Annotated in this window: 1 protein-coding gene; it reads right to left on the bottom strand. The window is 71.9% G+C overall.

Annotation, left to right across the window (positions count from 1 at the left end; all coding sequences use genetic code 11):
- Positions 1-13 precede the first annotated feature (13 nt).
- On the bottom strand, positions 14-21,926 hold a 21,913-nt coding region (locus tag GTY96_RS34115), incomplete at its 5' end, for a non-ribosomal peptide synthetase (RefSeq protein WP_161666905.1).

The raw sequence follows: 21,926 nt of genomic DNA, 5'->3' as shown, positions 1-21,926 counted from the left end.
CCTGCCCCGGCGGCTACCCGATCTTCTTCTTCGCGTCGTCGACCGGCGCCGTCTGGGAGCCGATGCGGGCCTGGAGCTCCTTCGCCACGTTCGTGATGAGCGGCTTGCGCATCATCGTCATGTGCGAGCCCGGCATCTCCACCACCTCCACGCCGCCGGTGACGAGCGCCTCCCAGCCGTGGTGCTCGCGCGTGTCCGGCCGCTGGCTGGCGCGCAGCAGCACGAGCGTCCCGTCGTGCGGCTTCGCGTCGTACTGGGTGAACGCGCGCGAGGTGGACTCGAACACCCGGTACAGGTTGCGCACGCGGTCCACGCCCACGTCGGCGATCTGCGTGTCCTCCTGGCTGCCCACCTCGTAGAAGTAGGCCACCCGCTCCGGCTGCGTCATGCGGGAGATGCGCTCGCGCAGCTCCGTGGGATCGCGCCCGGTGGTGGCCGCCAGCATCATGGTCAGCTCGGAGGTGAGCATGTCCTCCAGCACTTGCTCCGGCGTCTTGTCCGGCACCATGTGCTGCACGGTGTACGCGTCGATGCTCGCCAGCAGCGCCACCTCCTCGCCCCGCGCGCGCAGCTGCCGCGCCATCTCGAAGGCGATGATGCCGCCCAGCGACCAGCCCGCCAGGTGGTACGGCCCGTGCGGCTGCACCTCGCGCACGGAGTCCAGGTACAGCGCGGCCATCTCCGCCACGGTGCCCAGCGGCTCCTCGCCCTCGGTGCCTCGGGCCTGGAGGCCGTAGCACGGCTGATCCGCGTCCAGCTCGCGCGCCAGATCCACGTAGCAGAGGACGCCGCCGCCCGCGGGGTGGATGCAGAACAGCGGAGGCTTCGTGCCCTCCGGCTTCAGCGCCACCAGCGGCGACCACGCCTTCGCCTCCTGCTCCAGCAGCGCGGACAGCTGCTCCACCGTCGACGCCTGGAACAGCGACGCCAGGGGCAGGTCGCGGCCCGTGAGCTGCTGGATGCGGCCCATCAGCTGCACCGCCAGCATGGAGTGGCCGCCCAGGTCGAAGAAGTCATCGCGGATGCCGATGGGCGACACCCCGAGCGTCTCCTCCCAGACACGGACCAGCTGCAGCTGCAGCGGCGTGCGCGCCACCACCAGGGCGGCGGCCTCCGCGCGCGTGGTGTCCGGCGCGGGCAGCGCGCGGCGGTCCACCTTGCCGTTCGACGTGAGCGGCAGCGCCTCCAGCGGCACGAAGGCGGACGGCACCATGTACTCCGGCAGCGTGCGCCGCAGCTGCTCGCGCAGCTCCTGGCTCCCCGCCACGCCCTGGCCCGGCGCGCCCACCAGGTACGCCACCAGGCGCTTATCGCCCGGCACGTCCTCGCGCACCAGCACCACGGCCTCGCGCACGCTCGGGTGCGAGAGCAGGCCCGCCTCGATTTCACCCAGCTCGATGCGGAAGCCGCGCACCTTCACCTGGAAGTCCGCGCGCCCCAGGTACTCCAGCGTGCCGTTGGGGCGCCACCGCGCCAGGTCACCGGAGCGGTAGAGCCTCGCTCCGGGCCGCGTGCTGAACGGATCCGGGAGGAAGCGCTGCGCCGTGAGCTCCGGCCGGCCCAGGTAGCCACGGCCCAGGCCCGCGCCGCCCACGTACATCTCCCCGGTGACGCCCGGAGGCACCGGCTGTCCGTGCGCATCCAGCACGTACACCTGGAGGTCGGGGATCGGCACGCCCACCTCGCTGCCGCGCCCGCCCTCCGCGTCCGCCGCCTTGAGCGCCCGGTAGGTGACGTGGACGGTCGTCTCGGTGATGCCGTACATGTTGACGAGCACCGGAGCGGTGTCCGCGTGCCGCGCGTACCAGGGCCGCAGGCTGCCGAACTCCAGCGCCTCGCCGCCGAACACCACCGTGCGCAGGGACAGGCCCTCGGAGTCGCCCGTGCGCTCCTCGTGCTGGATGAGCTGACGGAAGGCGGACGGCGTCTGGTTGAGCACCGTGACGCCCTCGCGCTTGAGCAGCGCGTGGAAGTCCGCCGGCGTGCGGCTGACCTCGTAGGGCACCACCACCAGCTTGCCGCCGTACAAGAGCGCGCCCCACATCTCCCAGACGGAGAAGTCGAACGCGTACGAGTGGAACAGTGTCCACACGTCCTTCGCGCCGAAGTCGAACCAGGGCTTCGTCCCGTCGAAGAGGCGCACCACCTGGGCGTGTTCGATCTGCGCGCCCTTGGGGCGGCCCGTGGAGCCGGACGTGTAGATGACGTACGCCAGGTGATGCGGCGCCACCCCGCTGTCCGGCGTCGTGGTGGGCGCGGAGGCCCACGCGGCGGCGTCCGCGTCCAGGCACAGCCGCTTCGCCGCGCCCGACGGCACCACCTCCAGCAGATGCTGCTGGGTGAGCACCACCGGCACGCGCGCGTCCTCCACCATGAACTCCAGGCGCTCGCGCGGGTACGCCGGATCCATGGGCAGGTACGCGCCGCCGGCCTTGAGGATGGCCAGCAGGCCCACCATCAGCTCCAGCGAACGCTCCACCGCGAGGCCCACCAGGACCTCCGGTCCCACACCCAGCGAGCGCAGGTGGTGCGCCAGCTGGTTGGCCCGCGCGTCCAGCTCCCGGTACGTGAGGCGCTGCTCCGCGTAGGTGACCGCGACGGCGTCCGGGGTGCGCGCCGCCTGGGCCTCGAACAGCGAGTGCAGGCAGGCCTCCACCGGGAAGTGGGCGTTGGCGTCGTTCCAGCCCGCCACCACCTGCCGGCGGTCCTCCGGCGTGAGCAGCGGCAGCTGGTGCAGGCGCGCATCCGGATCCGCCGCGACGCCCTCCAGCAGCACGCCCAGGTGCCGGGCGAGCCGTTCGGCGGTGGCCGCGTCGAACAGGTCGGTGTTGTACTCGAGCCCGCCCTCCATGCCGTTCGCCGTCTCCGTCAGGCCGAGCGACAGGTCGAACTTCGCCGTGCGGTGCTCCACCTCCACCCCTTCCAGGGTGAGGTCGGTCAATGAGAACGCCCCTTCCGGCGCGTTCTGGAGCGTCATCGACACCTGGAACAGCGGCGTGCGGCTGGTGTCGCGCGTGGGCGCCAGCTCCTCCACCAGCTTCTCGAACGGCACCTCCTGGTGCGCGTACGCGCCCAGCGTCGTCTCCCGCACCCGGCCCAGCAGCTCGCGGAACGTGGGGTCGCCGTCCAGCTTCGTGCGCAGCACCAGCGTGTTGACGAAGAAGCCGATGAGCCCCTCCGTCTCCGCGCGCTGCCGGCCCGCGATGGGCGTGCCCACGCTCACGTCGTCCTGCCCCGAGTAGCGCGCGAGCAGCGTCTGCCACGCGGCCAGCAGGACCATGAACGGCGTGGTGCCCTCCTGGAGCGCCAGGGCCTTCAGCGTCGCCGTCAGCTCCCGGCCCACCTTCACCGGAACACTGGCGCCGTGCGACGTCTGCACCGCCGGACGCGGACGGTCCGTGGGCAGCTCCAGCGCGGCGGGCGCGCCGGACAACTGCTGCTTCCAGTACGCGAGCTTCTTCTCCAGCACCTCGCCCTGGAGCCAACCCCGCTGCCAGCCCGCGTAGTCCGCGTACTGAACCGGCAGCTCCGGCAGCGACGGCGTGCCCCCGGAGGCGAAGGCCTCGTAGGACGCGGCCATCTCCCGCACCAACACGCCCATGGACCAGCCGTCCGAGACGATGTGGTGCATCACGAGCAGGAGGATGTGCTCCTCCTCGGCCAGCTTGAGCAGCTTCACGCGCAGCAGCGGACCGGTGGCCAGCTGGAACGGACGCACCGCCTCTTCGTCCGCGAGGCGGCGGGCCTCGTCGTGGCGCTCCGGCTCCGAGATGTCGGAGAGGTTCACCACCGCCAGCGGCAGCGACACCGCCGGGTGGATGACCTGCGTGGCCTGTCCGTTCTCCAGGTGGAACGACGTGCGCAGCGATTCGTGGCGGCGCACCAGCTCCGTGAAGCTCTGCTCCAGCGCCATCACGTCCAGCGAGCCCTTCAGGCGAAGGACCATGGGCACGTTGTAGGCCGGGCTGGACGCGTCGAGCCGATGCAGGAACCACAGGCGCTGCTGCGCGAACGACAGCGGCAGGCGGCCCTCGCGGGGCAGCGGCACGATGGCGGGCGCCTGGGTGCCCGCGCCGGCCTGGAGCGCCTGGTCGATGAGGACGGACAGCTTCTGCACCGTGGGCGCGTTGAAGACGTCCCTCAGCTGCAGGTCGATGCGGAAGATGCTCCGGACGCGCGACAGCACCTGCGTGGCCAGCAGCGAGTGGCCGCCCAGCTCGAAGAAGTCATCCGTCGAACCCACGCGGTCCACCCGCAGCAGCTCGCTCCACGCTCCGGCGAGCAGCTCCTCGGTGGGCGTGCGCGGCGCGATGAACCCATCCGCCTCCGCGCGCTCCTCGCTCGGCGCGGGCAGCGCCTTGCGGTCCACCTTGCCGTTGGACGTCACCGGCAAGGCCTCCAACACCACGAAGGCGGACGGCACCATGTACTCCGGCAGCGTGCGCTCCACGTGCTCGCGCAGGCCCTGGCGGTCCAGGGACTCCACGTCGCCCGCGACGTACGCCACCAGCCGCTTGTCGCCGGCCACGTCCTCGCGCACCACCACCACGGCTTCACGCACGCCGTAGGCGCCCATGAGGGCGGACTCAATCTCCCCCAGCTCGATGCGGTAGCCGCGCACCTTCACCTGGTGGTCGACGCGGCCCAGGTACTCCAGCGTCCCGTCCGCGCGCCAGCGGCCCAGGTCGCCGGAGCGGTACAGCCGCGCGCCGCCGTCCGGGTCGAACGCATCCGGGATGAACTTCTCCGCCGTGAGCTCCGGCCGGCCCAGGTAGCCGCGGCCCACCTGCACGCCGCCGATGTACAGCTCACCCGGCACGCCCACCGGCACGGGTTGCAGGTGCGCGTCCAGCACGTACATCCGCGTGTTGGGCAGCGGCCTGCCGATGCGCACCGCGCCGGAGCCCGCGTCCTCCGGGGCCACGACGTGCACCGAGCAGCCCACCACCGTCTCCGTGGGGCCGTACTCGTTGATGAGCCGCGTGGCCGGCGCGTGCTTGCGCCAGAACGCCAGCTCCTCCGCGAAGAGCGCCTCGCCGCCGATGACGAAGGCGCCCGTGCGCCCCGCCGCCGCGTCCGCGCCCAGCAGGTCGGACAACAGCCGCAGGTGGCTGGGCGTCAGCTTCACGAGGCTGAAGCCCGTGCCGTCGCGCAGCACGTCCCCCAGGCCCTCCACGCCCCGGGCCTCGGACACCATCACCACGCCGCGCCCGGCGACCAGCGGCGCCAGCATGCTGGTGACGGTCAGGTCGAAGGCGAGCGAGGAGTGCACCGGCGCTCCCGCGCCCGAGTCCAGCCCGTAGGCCGAGAGGCACCACGTCAGGTAGTTGGACACGCCGCGGTGTTCAATGGCCACGCCCTTGGGGCGGCCCGTGGAGCCGGACGTGTAGATGACGTACGCCAGGTTGCCTGCCGTCACCGCCGTCACGGGCGCGTCCTCGCGCTCGCGGGAGATGCTCCGCTTCCAGTCGCCATCCAGGCTGATGAGCTGCTGGGTGGTGACGGGCAGCTCGTCCGCCAGCGAGTCCTGCGTCAGCACCACCGGCACCTGCGTGTCCTCCAACATGAAGGACAGCCGGTCCAACGGGTACTTCGGATCCAACGGCACGTAGGCGCCGCCGGCCTTGAGCACGCCCAGCACGGCGATGACCATCTCCAACGAGCGCTCCAGGCACAGGGCGACCTTCACCTCGGGCCCCACGCCCAGCCGGCGCAGGTGGTGCGCCAGCTGGTTGGCCTTCGCGTCCAGCTGCCGGTAGGTGAGGTGCTCGCCCTCGAACGTCGCGGCGAGCGCGTCCGGGGTGCGCGCCACCTGCGCTTCGAAGCGCTGGTGGATGCACGCCTCCCGCGGGAAGTCGGCCCGCGTGTCGTTCCACGTCTCCAGCAGTTGATGGCGCTCGCCGTCGGTGAGCAGCGGCAGGCGCTGGACGGGCACATCCGGCTGGGACGCCACGCCTTCCAGCAGGACGCGCAGGTGCTCCAGCATCCGCTCGGCGGTGCCGGCGTCGAACAGGTCGGAGTTGTACTCCATGGCGCCGCGCAGCTCGCCGTCCACTTCGGACAGCGTCATGTTCAGATCGAACTGCGCGGTGCGGTGCTCCAGGGGCACGGCGCGCAGCGTGAGTCCCTTCACCTCCAGCTCCGGCACCGGCGCGTTCTGGAACGACAGCAGGACCTGGAACAGCGGCGTGCGGCTGGTATCGCGCGTGGGCGCCAGCTCCTCCACCAGCTTCTCGAACGGCACCTCCTGGTGCGCGTACGCGCCCAGCGTCGTCTCCTTCACCTGGGCGAGCAGCGCGCGGAAGCTCGGGTTGCCCTCCAGCTTCGTGCGCAGCACCAGCGTGTTGACGAAGAAGCCAATGAGCCCTTCCGTCTCCGTACGGCCGCGGCCCGCGATGGGCGTGCCCACGCTCACGTCGTCCTGCCCGGAGTAGCGCGCGAGCAGCACCTGCCACGCGGCCAGCAGCACCATGAAGGGCGTGGCGCCCTCCTTCAGCGCCAGGGCCTTCAGCGTGTCCGTCACCGGCTTGCCGACGCGCAGGTTCACGCTGGCGCCCCGGTAGGTCTGCACCGCCGGACGCGGACGGTCCGTGGGCAGCTCCAGCGCGGCGGGCGCGCCGGACAGCTGCTGCTTCCAGTACGCCATCTGCTGGGCCAGCACGTCCCCCTGGAGCCAGCCGCGCTGCCAGCCCGCGTAGTCCGCGTACTGGACCGGCAGCTCCGGCAGCGACGGCGCGCGGCCCGAGGCGAAGGCCTCGTAGAGGGCCGCCATCTCGCGCACCAGCACGCCCATGGACCAGCCGTCGGAGACGATATGGTGCATCGTCGCGAGCAGCACGTGCCGCTGGGCCTCCAGCTTGAGCAGCTTCACGCGCAAGAGCGGGCCGTTCGCCAGATGGAACGGACGCTGCGCTTCCTCGTTGGCCTGCCGCTGGGCCTCGGCCTCGCGGACGTCCTCGGGCTGACCGGACAGGTCCACCACCGGGAGCGACAGCGCCGTTGCGGGCTGGATGACCTGGGCGGGCTGGCCCTCGCGCATCGGGAAGGTGGTGCGCAGCGACTCGTGGCGGCGCACCAGCTCCGTGAAGGCCCGCTCCAGCGCGGAGATGTCCAGCGTCCCCTCCAGCCGCACCGGCAGCGGGAGGTTGTAGAAGGCGCTGTCCGGCTCCAGCTGGTTGAGGAACCACAGGCGCTGCTGGGCGAACGACAGCGGCATCCGCTCCGCGCGGGGCAGCGCCACCAGCGGCGGCGCCCTCACGCCCCGGCCCTGCGCCACGAGCGCGTCCACGCGCCGGGCGAGGTCCGACACCGTGGGCGCCTCGAAGAGCGTCCGCAGCGGCAGCTCCACGTCGAAGGCCTCGCGGATGCGCGAGGCCAGCCGCGTGGCCATGAGCGAGTGGCCGCCCAGCTCGAAGAAGTGATCCTCCGCGCCCATGCGCTCCACGCCCAGCAGCTGCGCGAAGAGGGCCGCCAGCAGCTCCTCCGTCGGCGTGCGCGGGGCCACGAAGCTCCGCGTGCGCGACACCTCGCCCGTCGGCGCGGGCAGGGCCTTGCGGTCCACCTTGCCCGCGGGCGTCATCGGCAGGGCCTCCAGCACCACGAAGGCCGACGGCACCATGTACTCCGGCACCTCGCTCCGCAGGTGGCGGCGCAGCTCCACCACGTCCAGCGGCCCCGCCTGCTGGGCCACGACGTACGCCACCAGACGCTTGTCGCCCGGCGAGTCCTCGCGAACCACCACCGCCGCTTCGCGCACCTCCGCGTGGTGCAGCAGCACGGATTCGACTTCGCCCAGCTCGATGCGGAAGCCGCGCACCTTCACCTGGAAGTCGATGCGGCCCAGGTACTCCAGCTCCCCCGTGGACTGCCACCGCACGCGGTCTCCCGTGCGGTACAGCCGCATGCCTGGGTCGGTGCTGAACGGGTTCGGGATGAACTTCTCCGCCGTCAGGTCCGGCCGGCCCTGGTAGCCGCGCGCGAGGCCCACGCCCGCCACGTACAGCTCGCCCGCCACGCCCACCGGCACCGGCCGGAGCGCGTCATCCAGCACGTACACCTGCACGTTCGCCCACGGCTTGCCAATGGTCAGCCGGTCCGGCTTCGCGCCATCCTCGGTGAGCGTCGCGCAGACGGTGGCCTCGGTGGGGCCGTAGGCGTTGATCATCAGGCGCCCTGCCCCCCACTTGCGCGCCAGCTCCACGCTCAGCGCCTCACCGGCGGAGATGACCGTGCGCAGGCCCTCCAGCCCCTCGGTGCCCAGCTGCGCGAGCACCGAAGGCGTCAGCGTGACGGCGTTGATGCGCTGCTCCTTCAGCAGCGCGCGCAGCGGTTCATCCGGCAAGAGGCGGTCGCGCGGCGCGAGCACCAGCGTGGCCCCGGCGACCAGCGTTCCGAACACCTCGCACACGCTGGCGTCGAAGCTGGACGCCGCGTACTGCAACACGCGGATGCCCGGCGCGTAGCGATGCGCGCGGCCCGCCTGGAGCGCCGTGTTCACCAGACCCTGGTGCTGCAACAGCGTGCCCTTGGGGCGGCCCGTGGAGCCGGACGTGTAGATGACGTACGCCAGGTTGGCGGAGGTCATCGCCACGGTCGGCGCCGTGGTGGGCAGGGCCTGGAGGACGTCCCGCACGTCGTCCAGGTGGAGCCCTTCACGCCCCTCGGCGTGCAGGCCCGGCATGGGCTCGCCGCGCGTCACCAGCACCGTGGCGCCGCTGTCCTCCAGCATGTAGTCGAGCCGGTCGATGGGGTACGCCGGGTCCAGCGGCACGAAGGCGCCACCGGCCTTGAGCACGCCCAGCATTCCCACCACCAGGTCCAGCGAGCGGTCCAGGCAGAGCGCCACGCGCACTTCCGGCCCGACGCCCCGGGTGAGCAGGTGGTGCGCCAGCTGGTTGGCCCGCGCGTCCAGCTGCGCGAACGTGAGCGACGTGTCCTCGTGGACGAGCGCCACCGCGTCCGGCGTGTTGCGCGCATGCGCTTCGATGAGCGACGGGATGCACGCCTCACGCGGGAAGTCCACGCGGGTGTCGTTCCACACCACCAGGACCTGCCGCGCCTCGTCCTCCGTCATCAGGGGCAGCGCCATCACGCGCTGGCCCATGTCGGTGGCGATGCCCTCCAGCATCATCACGAAGTGCTGCACCAGCCGTTCGGCGGTGGCGCGGGAGAACAGGTCGGAGTTGTACGCGAGCCGGCCCAGGAAGCCCTCGGCGGCGTCCGCCAGCGACAGGGACATGTCGAACTTCGCCGTGCGCGCTTCCGCCTCGTAGGTCTTGAGCGTGAGGCCGGCCACGGACACCTGTCCTGACAGCTCCTCCGCCTGGAGCACGAACATCGCCTGGAAGAGCGGCGAGCGGCTGGTGTCGCGCACCGGGTGCAGCTCCTCCACCAGCTTCTCGAAAGGCACCTCCTGGTGGACGTGCGCCGACAGCACCGTGTCACGCACCTGGAGCAGCACGTCGCGGAAGGTGGGATTGCCGGAGAGCTTCGCGCGCAGCACCAGCGTGTTGACGAAGAAGCCGATGATGCCCTCCGTCTCCGAGTGCCCGCGGCCCGCGGCCGGAGAGCCCACGCTGATGTCGTCCTGGCCCGCGTGGCGAGCCAGGAGCACCTGCCACGCCGCCAGCAGGAACATGAACGGCGTCACGCCCAGCTCGCGGCACAGCGCCTTGAGCCGCTGGGAGAGCGGCTGGGGCACCTTCACCGCCACGCCGCCGCCCGAGTACGTCATCACCGCCGGTCGCGGGAAGTCCGTGGGCAGCTCCAGTCCGGAGGGGGCACCGGACAGCTGCTGCCGCCAGTACTCCACGTGCTTGCCCATGACGTCGCTGCGCAGCCAGTCGCGCTGCCAGCCCGCGTAGTCCGCGTACTGCACCGGCAGCTCCGGCAGCGGCGACGGCTTGCCCTCGCGGAAGGCCGCGTAGAGCGTGGCGATCTCCCGGACGAGCAGGCTCATGGACCAGCCGTCCGTGATGATGTGGTGCAGCGACAGGAGCAGCACGTGCTCCGTCTCCGACATGCGGAGGAGGAGGGCGCGCAGGAGCGGCCCCGTGGCCAGCCGGAAGCCGCGGTTGGTCTCCGCGTCGGCCAGGCGCTTCGCCTCGGCCTCGCGCTCCGCGTCCGGCAGGCCGCCCAGGTCGACGACCTGGAGCGACGCGGGCGTGGGCGCGTGGATGCGCTGCACGGGCTGATCGCCTTCCGCGTGGAAGGTGGTGCGCAGCGATTCATGGCGGCGCACCAGCTCCGTGAAGGTCCGCTCCAGCACGCCCAGGTCGAGCGCTCCCTCCAGCCGGACGGGCAGCACGATGTTGTAGAACGCGCTGTCCGGCTCCATCTGGTCCAGGAACCACAGCCGCTGCTGGGCAAGGCCCAGCGGCAGCGAACCCTCGCGCGGCAGCGGCACGATGGGCGGGGCCTGGAGTCCCTGCTCCGAACGGACGGACTGGTCCACCCGCTGGGCGAGGTCCGCGATGGTGGGCGCCTCGAAGAGCGCGCGCAGCGGCAGCTCCACGCCGAACGCCTCGCGGATGCGCGAAGCGACCTGCGTGGCCAGCAGCGAGTGCCCGCCCAGCTCGAAGAAGTTGTCGCGCACCCCTACCCGCTCCACGCCCAGGATCTCCGTCCAGACCGTGGCCAGCAGCTCCTCGGTCGGCGTGCGCGGCGCGGCGAACTCCGCCTCGCTGCGCTCCGTGCGGGAGTCGGACGGCGCGGGCAGGGCCTTGCGGTCCACCTTGCCCGCGGGCGTCATCGGCAGGGCCTCCAGCACCACGAAGGCCGACGGCACCATGTACTCCGGCACCTCGCCCTTCAGGTGACGGCGCAGCTCCGCCGCGTCCAGCTCGCTGTCCTCCTGCGCGACGATGTAGGCGACGAGCCGCTTGTCGCCCGGCGAGTCCTCGCGCACCACCACCGCCGCCTCACGCACCTCCGCGTGGTGCAGCAGCACGGATTCGACTTCGCCCAGCTCGATGCGGAAGCCTCGCACCTTCACCTGGAAGTCGATGCGGCCCAGGTACTCCAGCTCCCCTGTCGCCAGCCACCGCACGCGGTCCCCGGTGCGGTACAGCCGCGCGCCCGCGTCGGTGCTGAACGGATGCGGGACGAACTTCTCCGCCGTCAGGTCGGGCCGGCCCTGGTAGCCGCGCGCCAGGCCCACGCCCGCCACGTACAGCTCGCCCGCCACGCCCACCGGCACCGGACGCAGCGCGGCGTCCAGCACGTAGACCTGCACGTTCGCCCACGGCCTGCCAATGGTCAGCCGCTCGGGGTCGACGCCGCCCTCCGTGAGCGTCGCGCAGACAGTGGCCTCGGTGGGGCCGTAGGCGTTGATCATCAGGCGGCCCGCGCCCCACTTGCGCGCCAGCTCCACGCTCAGCGCCTCACCGGCGGAGACGACGCTGCGCAGTCCGTCCAGCCCCTCGGTGCTCAGCTGCGCGAGCACGGAAGGCGTCAGCGTGGCCGTGGTGATGCGCTGCTCCTTCAGCAGCGTGCGCAGGGGCTCGTCCGGCAAGAGCCGGTCGCGCGGCGCGAGCACCAGCGTGGCGCCCGCGGCCAGGGTGCTGAAGATCTCCCAGACGCTGGCATCGAAGCTGGACGCCGCGTACTGCAACACGCGACTGCCCGGTCCGACCCGCTTCGCCTCGGCGGCGCGCAGGGCCGTGTTCACCAGACCCTGGTGCTGCAACAGCGTGCCCTTGGGGCGGCCCGTGGAGCCGGACGTGTAGATGACGTACGCCAGGTTGCGCGACGCCACGCCCGAGCGCGGCGCCTCCTCCGGCATCCGTTCGATGGTGTCCCAGTCCAGGTCCAGCTGGAGGGTGAGCCGGCCGTCCGTGGGCAGCGAGTCCATCAGCGACTCCTGCGTCAGCAGCACCGGAGCGCCCGAGTCGGACAGCATGTAGTCCAGGCGCTCGACCGGGTACGACGGATCGAGCGGGATGAACGCGCCCCCCGCCTTGAGGATGCCGAGCATCGCCACCACGAGGTCCAGCGAGCGCTCCAGGCAGAGCGCCACGCGCACCTCCGGCCCGACGTACCGGCGGCGCAGGTGGTGCGCCAGCTGATTGGCCTTCGCGTCCAGCTCCGCGTACGTGAGCGACGTGTCCTCGTAGACGAGCGCCACCGCGTCCGGCGTGGCCTCCGCGTGGGCCTCGATGAGCGAGTGGATGCACGCCTCGCGCGGCAGCTCCGCGCGCACGCTGTTCCACCCCACCAGCACCTGGTGCCGCTCCTCCGCGGACAGCAGGGGCAGCTCGCCCACGGCCGCCTCGGGCCGGGCGACGATGCCCTCCAGCAGCACGTGCAGGCGCGCCATCATCCGCTCCGCCGTCGCGCGGGCGAACAGATCGGAGTTGTACTCCAGGCGGCCCACGAAGCCCGGCGCCGCGTCCAGCATGGACAGGGCCAGATCGAACTTCGCGGTGCGCGCCTCCGCCTCGTAGGCGCTCAGCGTGAGGCCCGGGACGGACAGCTTCGCCGCCAGCTCCTGGTGCAGCACGAACCACACCTGGAAGAGCGGCGAGCGGCTGGTGTCGCGCACCGGCTGCAGCTCCTCCACCAGCTTCTCGAACGGGACCTCCTGGTGCGCGTGCGCGCCCAGGACCGACTCACGCACCCGCGCGAGCACCTGGCGGAACGAGGGCTCCCCCTCCAGCCGGGTGCGCAGCACCAGCGTGTTGATGAAGAAGCCGATGAGCCCTTCGGTCTCCATGCGGCCACGGCCAGCCACGGGCGACCCCACCGTGACGTCGTCCTGACCCGCGTGGCGAGCCAGCAGCACCTGCCACGCCGTGAGCAGCAGCATGTACGGCGTCACGCCTTCCTTCAGCGCCAGCGCACGCAAGGCATCCGACAGCTCGCGCGGCAGCGTGAACGGCAGCGTCTCACCCCGGTACGTCTGCACCGCCGGACGCGGGAAGTCCGTGGGCAGCTCCAGCGCGGAGGGCGCTCCGGACAGCTGCTGCTTCCAGTAGCCGACCTGCTTCTTCAGCACGTCCCCCTGGAGCCAGCCACGCTGCCAGCCCGAGTAATCCGCGTACTGCACCGGCAGCTCCGGCAGCGGTGAGGGCTTGCCCTGGCGGAAGGCCTCGTAGAGCGCGGCCACTTCCCGCACCAACACGCCGCGCGACCAGCCGTCGGACACGATGTGGTGCACGGTGAGCAGCAGCATGTGGCGCACGTCCGACAGCCGCACCAGCGTGGCGCGCAGCAGCGGGCCCGTGGCGAGGTTGAAGGGCCGGCCCGCGTCCTCGTCCGCCAGCCGCTGCGCCTTCGCCTCGCGCTCCGCTTCGGGCAGGCCGGTGAGGTCCACGAGCGGCAGCGGCATGGGGGCCGCCGCGTGGACGACCTGCACCGGGTTGCCACCCTCCGCGCGGAAGGTGGTGCGCAGCACTTCGTGTCGGCGCACCAGCTCCGTGAAGGCCTGCTCCAGCGGAGCCACTTCCAGCGCGCCGTCCAGCAGCACCGGCGCGGCGATGTTGTAGAAGGCGCTGTCGGGCTCCAGCTGATCCAGGAACCACAGGCGCTGCTGCGCGAACGACAGCGGCAGCGTGTGCTCGCGCGACAGCGGCACGATGGCCGGCGCCTCCAGACCGAAGCCCTGGCGGACGGCATCGTCGACGCGGGCCGCCAACGTCTCCACCGTGGTCGCCTCGAAGAGCGCGCGCAGGGGCAGCTCCACCCGGAACGCGCTCCGGATGCGGGAGATCATCTGCGTGGCCAGCAGCGAGTGACCGCCGAGCGCGAAGAAGTCGTCCTTCACGCCCACGCGCTCCACGCCCAGCAGCTTCAACCACAGCCCGGCGATCAGCTCCTCGGTCGGGGTGCGCGGCGCCACATGGGCGCGGCCCGCCTCGGTCTCCTGCTCCGGCGCGGGCAGCGCGCGGCGGTCCACCTTGCCATTGGGCGTGAGCGGCAGCGCGCCCAGCGTGACGAAGGCGGACGGCACCATGTAGTCCGGCAGCCGCGTCTTCAGGCCCTGGCGCAGCGCACCGGCCTCCAACGTGTGGCCGGGCACCGCGACGACGTAGGCCACCAGTCGCTTGTCACCCGGCACATCCTCCCGCGCCAGCACGACGACTTCCGCCACGCCGGGCAGGCCGCTCATCGCCGCCTCGATCTCCGGCAGCTCGATGCGGAAGCCGCGCACCTTCACCTGGAAGTCGACGCGGCCCAGGAACTCCAGCGCGCCGTCCGGCAGGTAGCGCACGCGATCCCCGGTGCGGTACACGCGCGCGCCGGGCTCCGGGTGGAACGGATCCGCGAGGAAGCGCTCCAGCGTGAGGCCGGGCTGTCCCAGGTAACCACGGGCCACGCCCGCGCCGCCGATGAACAGCTCGCCGGGCACGCCCACGGGGACGGGCTGCATCGCCGCGTCCAGCACGTACATGCGCGCGTTGGGCAGCGGCCGTCCCAGCGGCACGGAGGCGGTGGCGGGCAGCGCCGTGCCCCGCTCCACCTTCCACGTCAGCACGCCGACCGTCGTCTCGGTGGGGCCGTAGTGGTTGAACACCTCGCAGCCCGGCACGAGCGCGTGCACGCGCGCCACGAGCGCGGGGTCGGAGGCCTCGCCGCCGAGCACCAGCCGCTTGCGCGGCAACACGCGCTCGGGCGACGGCGACGACAGCAGCGCCGTCAGGTGCGAGGGGACGATCTTCAGGCAGTCCACCGCGTGGCGCTCGAAGTAGTCACCCAGCGCGGCCGGGTCGGAGGCCCGGTCGCGGGAGATGAGGTGCAGCGTGCCGCCGCCGCTCAGCGTCGGGAAGACGGCGGTGTGGCCCAGGTCCGCGGCCAGCGTGGACACCGACGCGAAGCTCGCCGCTGGGGGCAGCTCCAGCCGGAGCGTCACGCCTTCCACGTAGTGGTTGAGCTGGCGGTGCTCGATGGCCACGCCCTTGGGCCGGCCCGTGGAGCCAGACGTGAAGATGACGTACGCGAGCGAACCCGCGTCGCCCAGGCGGGGCGGATCCTCTTCACGCTCGCGCTGGAGAAGCGCGGCGTCGGAGTCCAGGCACACGAGCCCCTTGGCGGCGTCCACCACGTGCCCCGCGAGCGAGGTCAGGGTGACGACGAGCGAAGCGGCCGCGTCCTCCAACACCGTGCGCAGGCGCTCCGGCGGATGCGACGGGTCCAGCGGCACGTACGCGCCGCCCGCCTTGAGGATGCCCATCATGCCGACGATGGCGTCCGGGGTGCGCTCGGTGAGCAGGCCCACGCGCGCATCCGGTCCCACGCCGCGCGCGCGCAGCCAGTGCGCGAGCTGGTTGGCCTTGCGGTTCAACTCCCCATAAGTGAGCTGGCCGTCATCGCAGACCACCGCCACCGCGCCCGGCGTGCGGGCCGCGTGGAGGGCGAAGCGCTCATGGACGCACGTGTCGCCCGCGGGCGCCGCGCCGGTGGCGTTCCACTCCACCAGCAGCTTCTGGCGCTCGGCGTCCGGCAGCAGCCGCGCGTGCTCGTGGCGCGCGTGAGGGTTGGCGGCGATGGCTTCCAGAGCGCGGAAGTAGTAGCCCGCCAGCGCCTCTGTCTGGTCCGCGTCGCGCTGCGTGCCGTTGGTGCGCAGCACCAGCATCAGCGCGCCGGTGTCCGGACGCTGGAGGAACAGCGTGCTCAGCGGCAGCTCCATCCACGCGGTGGACGGCGTCTCCTCCAACAGGCGCACGCCTTCGAGTTGCGACAGGCCTCCGGCCACGTGGAAGTGGACGAAGTTGAAGATCGTGTCGAACAGCCGCTGGCCGCCCAGCTGCTGCTGGAGCCGGCCCATGGGGTAGCGGCGGTGCGGCCAGATGTCGCCGTCCGCGCGCGAGACCTGGCGCACCAGGTCCAGCCACGATCCATCCTCCAGCGTCACCGGGAACGGGATGCTGTTGAGGAACAGGCCCACCATCCGCTCACTGTCGGCCGTCTCCGGACGGCCGTTGGAGACCACGCCCGTCACCACCGAGCGGCGGCCCTCCATCAGCGAGCGCACGCGCAGGTGCGCCGCCAGCAGCACGGTCTTGAGCGGCACGCCGGCCGCCTGCGCCACGCGCTGCAAGCCTTCCTGGAGCGCGAGGGGCACATCCAACTGCCGCATGCTCAGCACCGGCTCCTGACCGGCGGGCAGCGGCGCGCGGGGCGCCGGACGATCCACTTCCGCGAGGCGCGACCTCCAGAACTGCTCGCCCTCTCCGGAGGTGAGCGACTGGTGCTCCAACGCGACGAACTGGCGGTAGGTGACGGCCAGCGGGGCCACCTCCGCGACGGGCGTCCCGCGCAGGAGGTTCACGTACCCTCGGAACAGCTCCGAGAGCAGCGTCGCGAGGCTCCAGCCGTCCAGGATGGCGTGGTGGAAGATGAGTGAGAACTGGAGCGTCTTCTCCGTGCGCCGGTAGAGCGCGAAGCGCAGCAGCGGCGCGCGGCTCCAGTCGAACGGACGGCAGCGGTCCTCCTCCACCCGCTTGCGCAGCAGCGCGTCCTGCTCCGCGGCGGGCACATGGCGCACGTCATGGAGCTCCAGCGGGACCTGGGCCTCTCGGTGCACGAGCTGCAACGGCTGCTCGTAGCCGGTGAGGTCGAACGAGGTGCGCAGGATGGCGTGGCGCCGGGCCAGCTCACCCAGCAACTGGTGCAGCTTCGGCGCGTCCAGCGCCATCTCCAGGTGGTAGCTGGTGGCGTCGTGGTACATGCCGGACGCCTGATCCAGCTCGCTCTGGAAGAGCATGCCGGCCTGGAGCACGGCCACCGGGTACGCGTCCTCCACGTCGGCGGGCAGCCGCGCGCGGTCCGCCTCGGACAGCAGGCTGAAGGGCTCCGAGCCAGGGACGGCCCGCGCCGCATCCTTCGCCGGCGCCGCGTGCACCAGGTTGCCCAGCGCGCGGATGGTGGGCTGGCGCAGCAGCTCCACCATGGGCAGGTCCAACCCGCGCTCACGCAGCTTCGCGATGAGCTGGATGCTGCGGATGGAGTCACCGCCCAGGTCATAGAAGCTGTCGTCGATGCCGACGCGCTCCACGCCCAGCACGTCCGCCCACACCTCGCACAACGCGGTCTCCTCCGCGGTGCGCGGCGCGGCGTAGGCGGTGGCCATCTGCGGACGCTCACTGCCTGGGACGGGCAGCGCGCGGCGGTCCACCTTGCCGTTGGGCGTGAGCGGCAGCGCGTCCATCGCCATCAGGGCCGCCGGCACCATGTACGCAGGCAGCTTGTCCTGGAGGAACGAGCGCATCGTGTCCACGCCCAGGGGCTCCGCGCCCTCTTCGGTGACGACGTAGGCCACCAGGGCCTTGTCGCCCGCGACCTCCTGCACGGCCACGGTGACATCGGCCACGGATGGGTGGCCGCGCAGCGCGGTCTCAATCTCTCCCGGCTCGATGCGGAAGCCGCGCACCTTCACCTGCTGGTCGATGCGGCCCAGGAACTCCAACGCGCCGTCCGCGCGGAAGCGGACTTGATCGCCGGTGCGGTACAGGCGCGAACCCGGCTGCTGGCTGAACGGATCCGGAATGAACTTCTCCGCCGTGAGCTCCGGCTGGTTCAGGTAGCCATGCGCCAGACCATCGCCGCCCGCGAACAGCTCGCCCGGAGCGCCCAGGGGCACGGGCTCCAGCGAAGCGTTGAGGACATACACGCGCGTGCCGTTGATGGGACGGCCGATGGGCACGGAGATGCCCAGCGCGCCCGCGCCCTCCACCGGGTAGCACGCGGTGAACGTCGTGTTCTCCGTGGGGCCATAGCCGTTGATGACGCGGCAGCCGGGCAGCTGCTCCATCACGCGGAGCACGTGCGCGGGTGAGAGCACGTCACCGCCCGCCAGCAGCTGGCGCACGGGCCGCAGGCCCTCCAGGTTGCCGTCCACCATCTGGTGGAACAGGCCCGCGGTGAGCCACAGCGTGCTCACGCCTTCGCGGGCGATGACCTGCCCCAGCTCATCCAGGGTGGGCGCACGCGGCGGGAACACCGCGAGCTTCGCGCCGTTGAGCAGCGCGCCCCACAGCTCGAAGGTGGACGCGTCGAACGCGAGCGGCGCCAGTTGGAGGAACACGTCCTGCGGCGTCAGGCGCACCCACTCCGGGCCGCACACCAGACGCACCACGGCGCGATGGGGCACGGACACGCCCTTGGGGCGGCCCGTGGAGCCGGACGTGTAGAGGACGTACAGCTCGTCCTCCGCGCCCGGGGCGGTGTCGAGGTCCGCGGACGGACGCTTCGCGAGCGCGGCCGCGTCATCATCCAGGCAGACCACCTGGAGCCACTGCGCGGGCAGCTCGTCCGCGAGCGCGGAGACGCTGACGAGCGCGGACAGCCCCGCGTCCTCGATGAGCAGCGAGAGGCGCTCGGTGGGGAAGCTGGGGTCGAGCGGGACGTAGGCGCCCCCGGCCTTCACGATGCCCAGCACCGCGACCGCGAGGTCCAGCGACCGCTCCAGGCAGATGCCCACGCGCTTGCCGGCCCTGACGCCCAGGGCCCGCAGGTGGTGCGCGAGCTGGTTGGCGCGTGCGTTGAGCTGGGCGGCGGTGAGCGAGTCACCCTCGAAGGTCACGGCCACCGCGTCCGGGGCGCGGGCCACCTGCGATTCGAAGACGCGCGACACGGGGAGTCCGTGCGGGTACGTCCGGGCGCGGTCGTTCCACGCGGCGAGCGTGTGCCGCTCATCGGGCGTGAGCAGCGGCAGCGCGCCGATGCGGCGCTCGGGGTCCTCCACGACGGCGCGCAGCAGCGACTCGAAGTGGGCGAACAGCCGCTCCACCGACGCGCGGTCGAGCACGTCCGTGTTGTGCTCCACCGTGACGGTGAGCCCGCCCTGCCACGGGAAGACGACGACGAGCAGGTCCCACTTCGCGGTCCCGTTGGTCTCCGCATCCAGCAGGCTCAGCTCCAAGCCGGGCAGTTGGAGCGGCGGCAGCGGCGCGTTCTCCAGCACGAACTTCACGTTGAAGAGCTGGCCACCCGGTTCACGCGGGGGCTTCAGCGCCTGCACCAGCGTGCCGAAGGGCAGGTCCTGGTGTTCGTAGGCGTCCAGCGTCCCCTTGCGCACGCGGTCCAGCAGCGCGCGGAAGGACAGGTCGCCTGTCACCTGCGTGCGAAGCACGAGCTGGTTGGTGAAGAAGCCGACCAGGGACTCCAGCTCCTCGCGGGCCCGGTTGGCGATGTCCGTGCCCACGACGATGTCGTCCTGGCCGGTGCGGCGGTGCAGGAGCGCGTCGAACGCGGCGAGCAGCACCATGAACAGCGTGGCACCCTCGCCCCGGCCCAGAGCCTCGATCCGCGACGTGAGGTCCGGAGACAGATGGAAGCGACGGCTGTCGCCGTGGAAGCGATCTCCCGCGGGACGCGGTGCATCCGTGCGCAGCGGGATGCGCGGCGCGCCAGCGAGCTGCTGCTTCCACCAGGCGATCTGCTGCTCCAGCACGTCGCCGCTCAACCACTGGCGGTGCCAGAGGGTGTAGTCCGCGTACTGCACGGGCAGCGCGGGCAGCGGCGAGGGTTCGCCGCGCAGGAACGCGGTGTAGAGCGCCTGGAGTTCGTGCATGAAGACGCCCACGGCCCAGCCATCCACCACGATGTGGTGCTGGACGAGGCACAGGACGTGCTCACGCGCGCTCAGCCGCAGGATCTGGGCCCGCAGCAGGGGGCCCTGCACGAGGTCGAAGGGCCGCGCGGCCTCTTCGTTCAAGCGCTTCCGGGCCTCGGCCTCCACCTGTTCAGTGGGCAGGGTGGACAGGTCCACCAGGGGCAGCACGAACGGCCGCGCCGGCAGGACGACCTGCATGGGCGCGCCCGATGCGTCCTGACGGAAGACGGTGCGCAGCGCTTCGTGGCGCCGGACGATCTCCTCCAGGCCACGGCGGAGCACTTCGACCTCCAGGTCCCCGCTCAAGCGGGCCGCGCTGGGCACGTTGTAGATGGGCGTACCCGGCGTGAGCTGTTCGAAGAGCCAGAGGCGCTCCTGGTCGAACGACAGCGGCAGCGCCCCGTCGCGGGGCGCGGGCTTGAGCGGCGGCGTCTTGAACTCGCGCTCGGCGCTCGTGGCTTCGTCCACGCGAGCGGCCAGGGCGGCCACCGTCGGGGCCTCGAAGAGCGCGCGCAGGGGCAGCTCCACCTGGAACTCGCCACGCAGCCGGGACACGAGCTGGGTGGCCATCAGCGAGTGGCCGCCCAGTTCAAAGAACGAATCCTCGGCGCCCACGCGCTCCACGGTGAGCACGCGTGAGAAGAGGGCCGCCACGCGCACTTCCGTGGAGGTGCGCGGGGCCACGTAGGCATCGGGACGCGCGAGCGTGCCCGTGGGGGCTGGCAGGGCCTTGCGGTCCACCTTGCCCGCGGGCGTCATTGGCAGCGCGTCCAGCATCACGAACGCCGACGGCACCATGTACTCCGGCATGCCGTCCTTCAGGTGCCGACGCAGACCGGCGGCATCGAGCGCCGCTCCCGCATGCGCCACGACGTAGGCGACGAGTCGCTTGTCGCCCGGCGCGTCCTCGCGCACCACCACCGCCGCCTCGCGGACCCCCGCGTGGCGCAGCAGCACGGATTCGACCTCGCCCAGCTCGATGCGGAAGCCGCGCACCTTCACCTGGTGGTCGATGCGGCCCAGGTACTCCAGCTCGCCGTGGGCCAGCCACCGCACGCGGTCTCCCGTGCGGTACAGCCGCGCGCCAGGATCCTGGCTGAACGGATCGGGGACGAACTTCTCCGCCGTCATGTCCGGCCGTCCCTGGTAGCCGCGCGCGAGTCCTTCGCCCGCCACGTACAGCTCCCCGGGCACGCCCACCGGTGCCGGGTGGTGCAGGGCATCGAGGACATACACGCGCACGTTCGCCAGCGGCTTGCCAATGGTCAGCCGCTCCGCCTTCGCACCGCCGTGCGTGAGCGTCGCGCAGACAGTGGTCTCGGTGGGGCCATACGCGTTGATCAGCGTCCTCCCCTGCCCCCACTTGCGCGCCAGCTCCACGCTCAGCGCCTCACCGGCGGAGACGACGGTGGACAGTGCGTCCAGCCCTGCCGTGTCCAGTTGCGCGAGCACCGACGGTGTCAGCGTCACGGTGGTGATGCGCTGCGACTTCAGCAGCGTGCGCAGCGGTTCATCCGGCAGCAACCGGTCGCGCGGCGCGAGCACCAGCGTGGCTCCCGACACGAGCGTGCTGAACACCTCCCACACGCTGGCGTCGAAGCTGGACGCCGCGTACTGCAACGCGCGGCGCCCCGTTCCCAGTCCCTTCGCCGCGGCGGCCTGCCGGGCGGTGTTGTTGAGGCCCCGGTGCGGCAGGAGCGTGCCCTTGGGACGGCCCGTGGAACCGGACGTGTAGATGACGTACGCCAGGGTGTCGGCGTTCGCGCTGGATGCAGGTGCGCTGTCCGACGGCAGCGTCTGGAGGTGCGCCGCCTCACGGTCCATGCACACCACGCGCAGGCCGTCGGTGGGGAGCTGCTGGTGGAGCGAGTCCTGCGTCACCAGCACGGGCGCGCCGCTGTCCTCGAGCATGAAGGACAGGCGATCCCGCGGATACGACGGATCCAACGGTACGAAGGCGCCACCGGCCTTCTGGATGCCGAGCATCGCCACCGCCAGGTCCAGCGAGCGCTCCACGCAGAGCGCCACGCGCACCTCGGGCCCGACGCCCAGGGTGCGCAGGTGGTGCGCCAGCTGGTTCGCCCGTGCATCGAGCTGTGAGTACGTCAGCGAGGTGTCCTCGAACACCAGCGCTTCGGAGCCCGGCGCGCGACGCACCTGGGCCTCGAAGAGCGTCGGGAACGTCACATCGCCAGAGACGTCTCCACGCGTGTCGTTCCACGCCACCAGCACCTGCTGGCGCTCCTGTGCGCCCATCAGCGCCAGCTCGGAGAGCTTCGCCGAGGGCCGGGCCACCGCGGACTCCAGCAGCACCCGCAGGTGCTCCGTCATCCGCCGCGCCGTCGCCGCCGCGAACAGGTCCGTGTTGTATTCC

Source organism: Corallococcus silvisoli (genome assembly GCF_009909145.1).
Taxonomy (GTDB): domain Bacteria; phylum Myxococcota; class Myxococcia; order Myxococcales; family Myxococcaceae; genus Corallococcus; species Corallococcus silvisoli.
The sequence above is the reverse complement of the archived record's forward strand: the minus strand, read 5'-3'. Positions and strand labels throughout refer to the sequence as shown.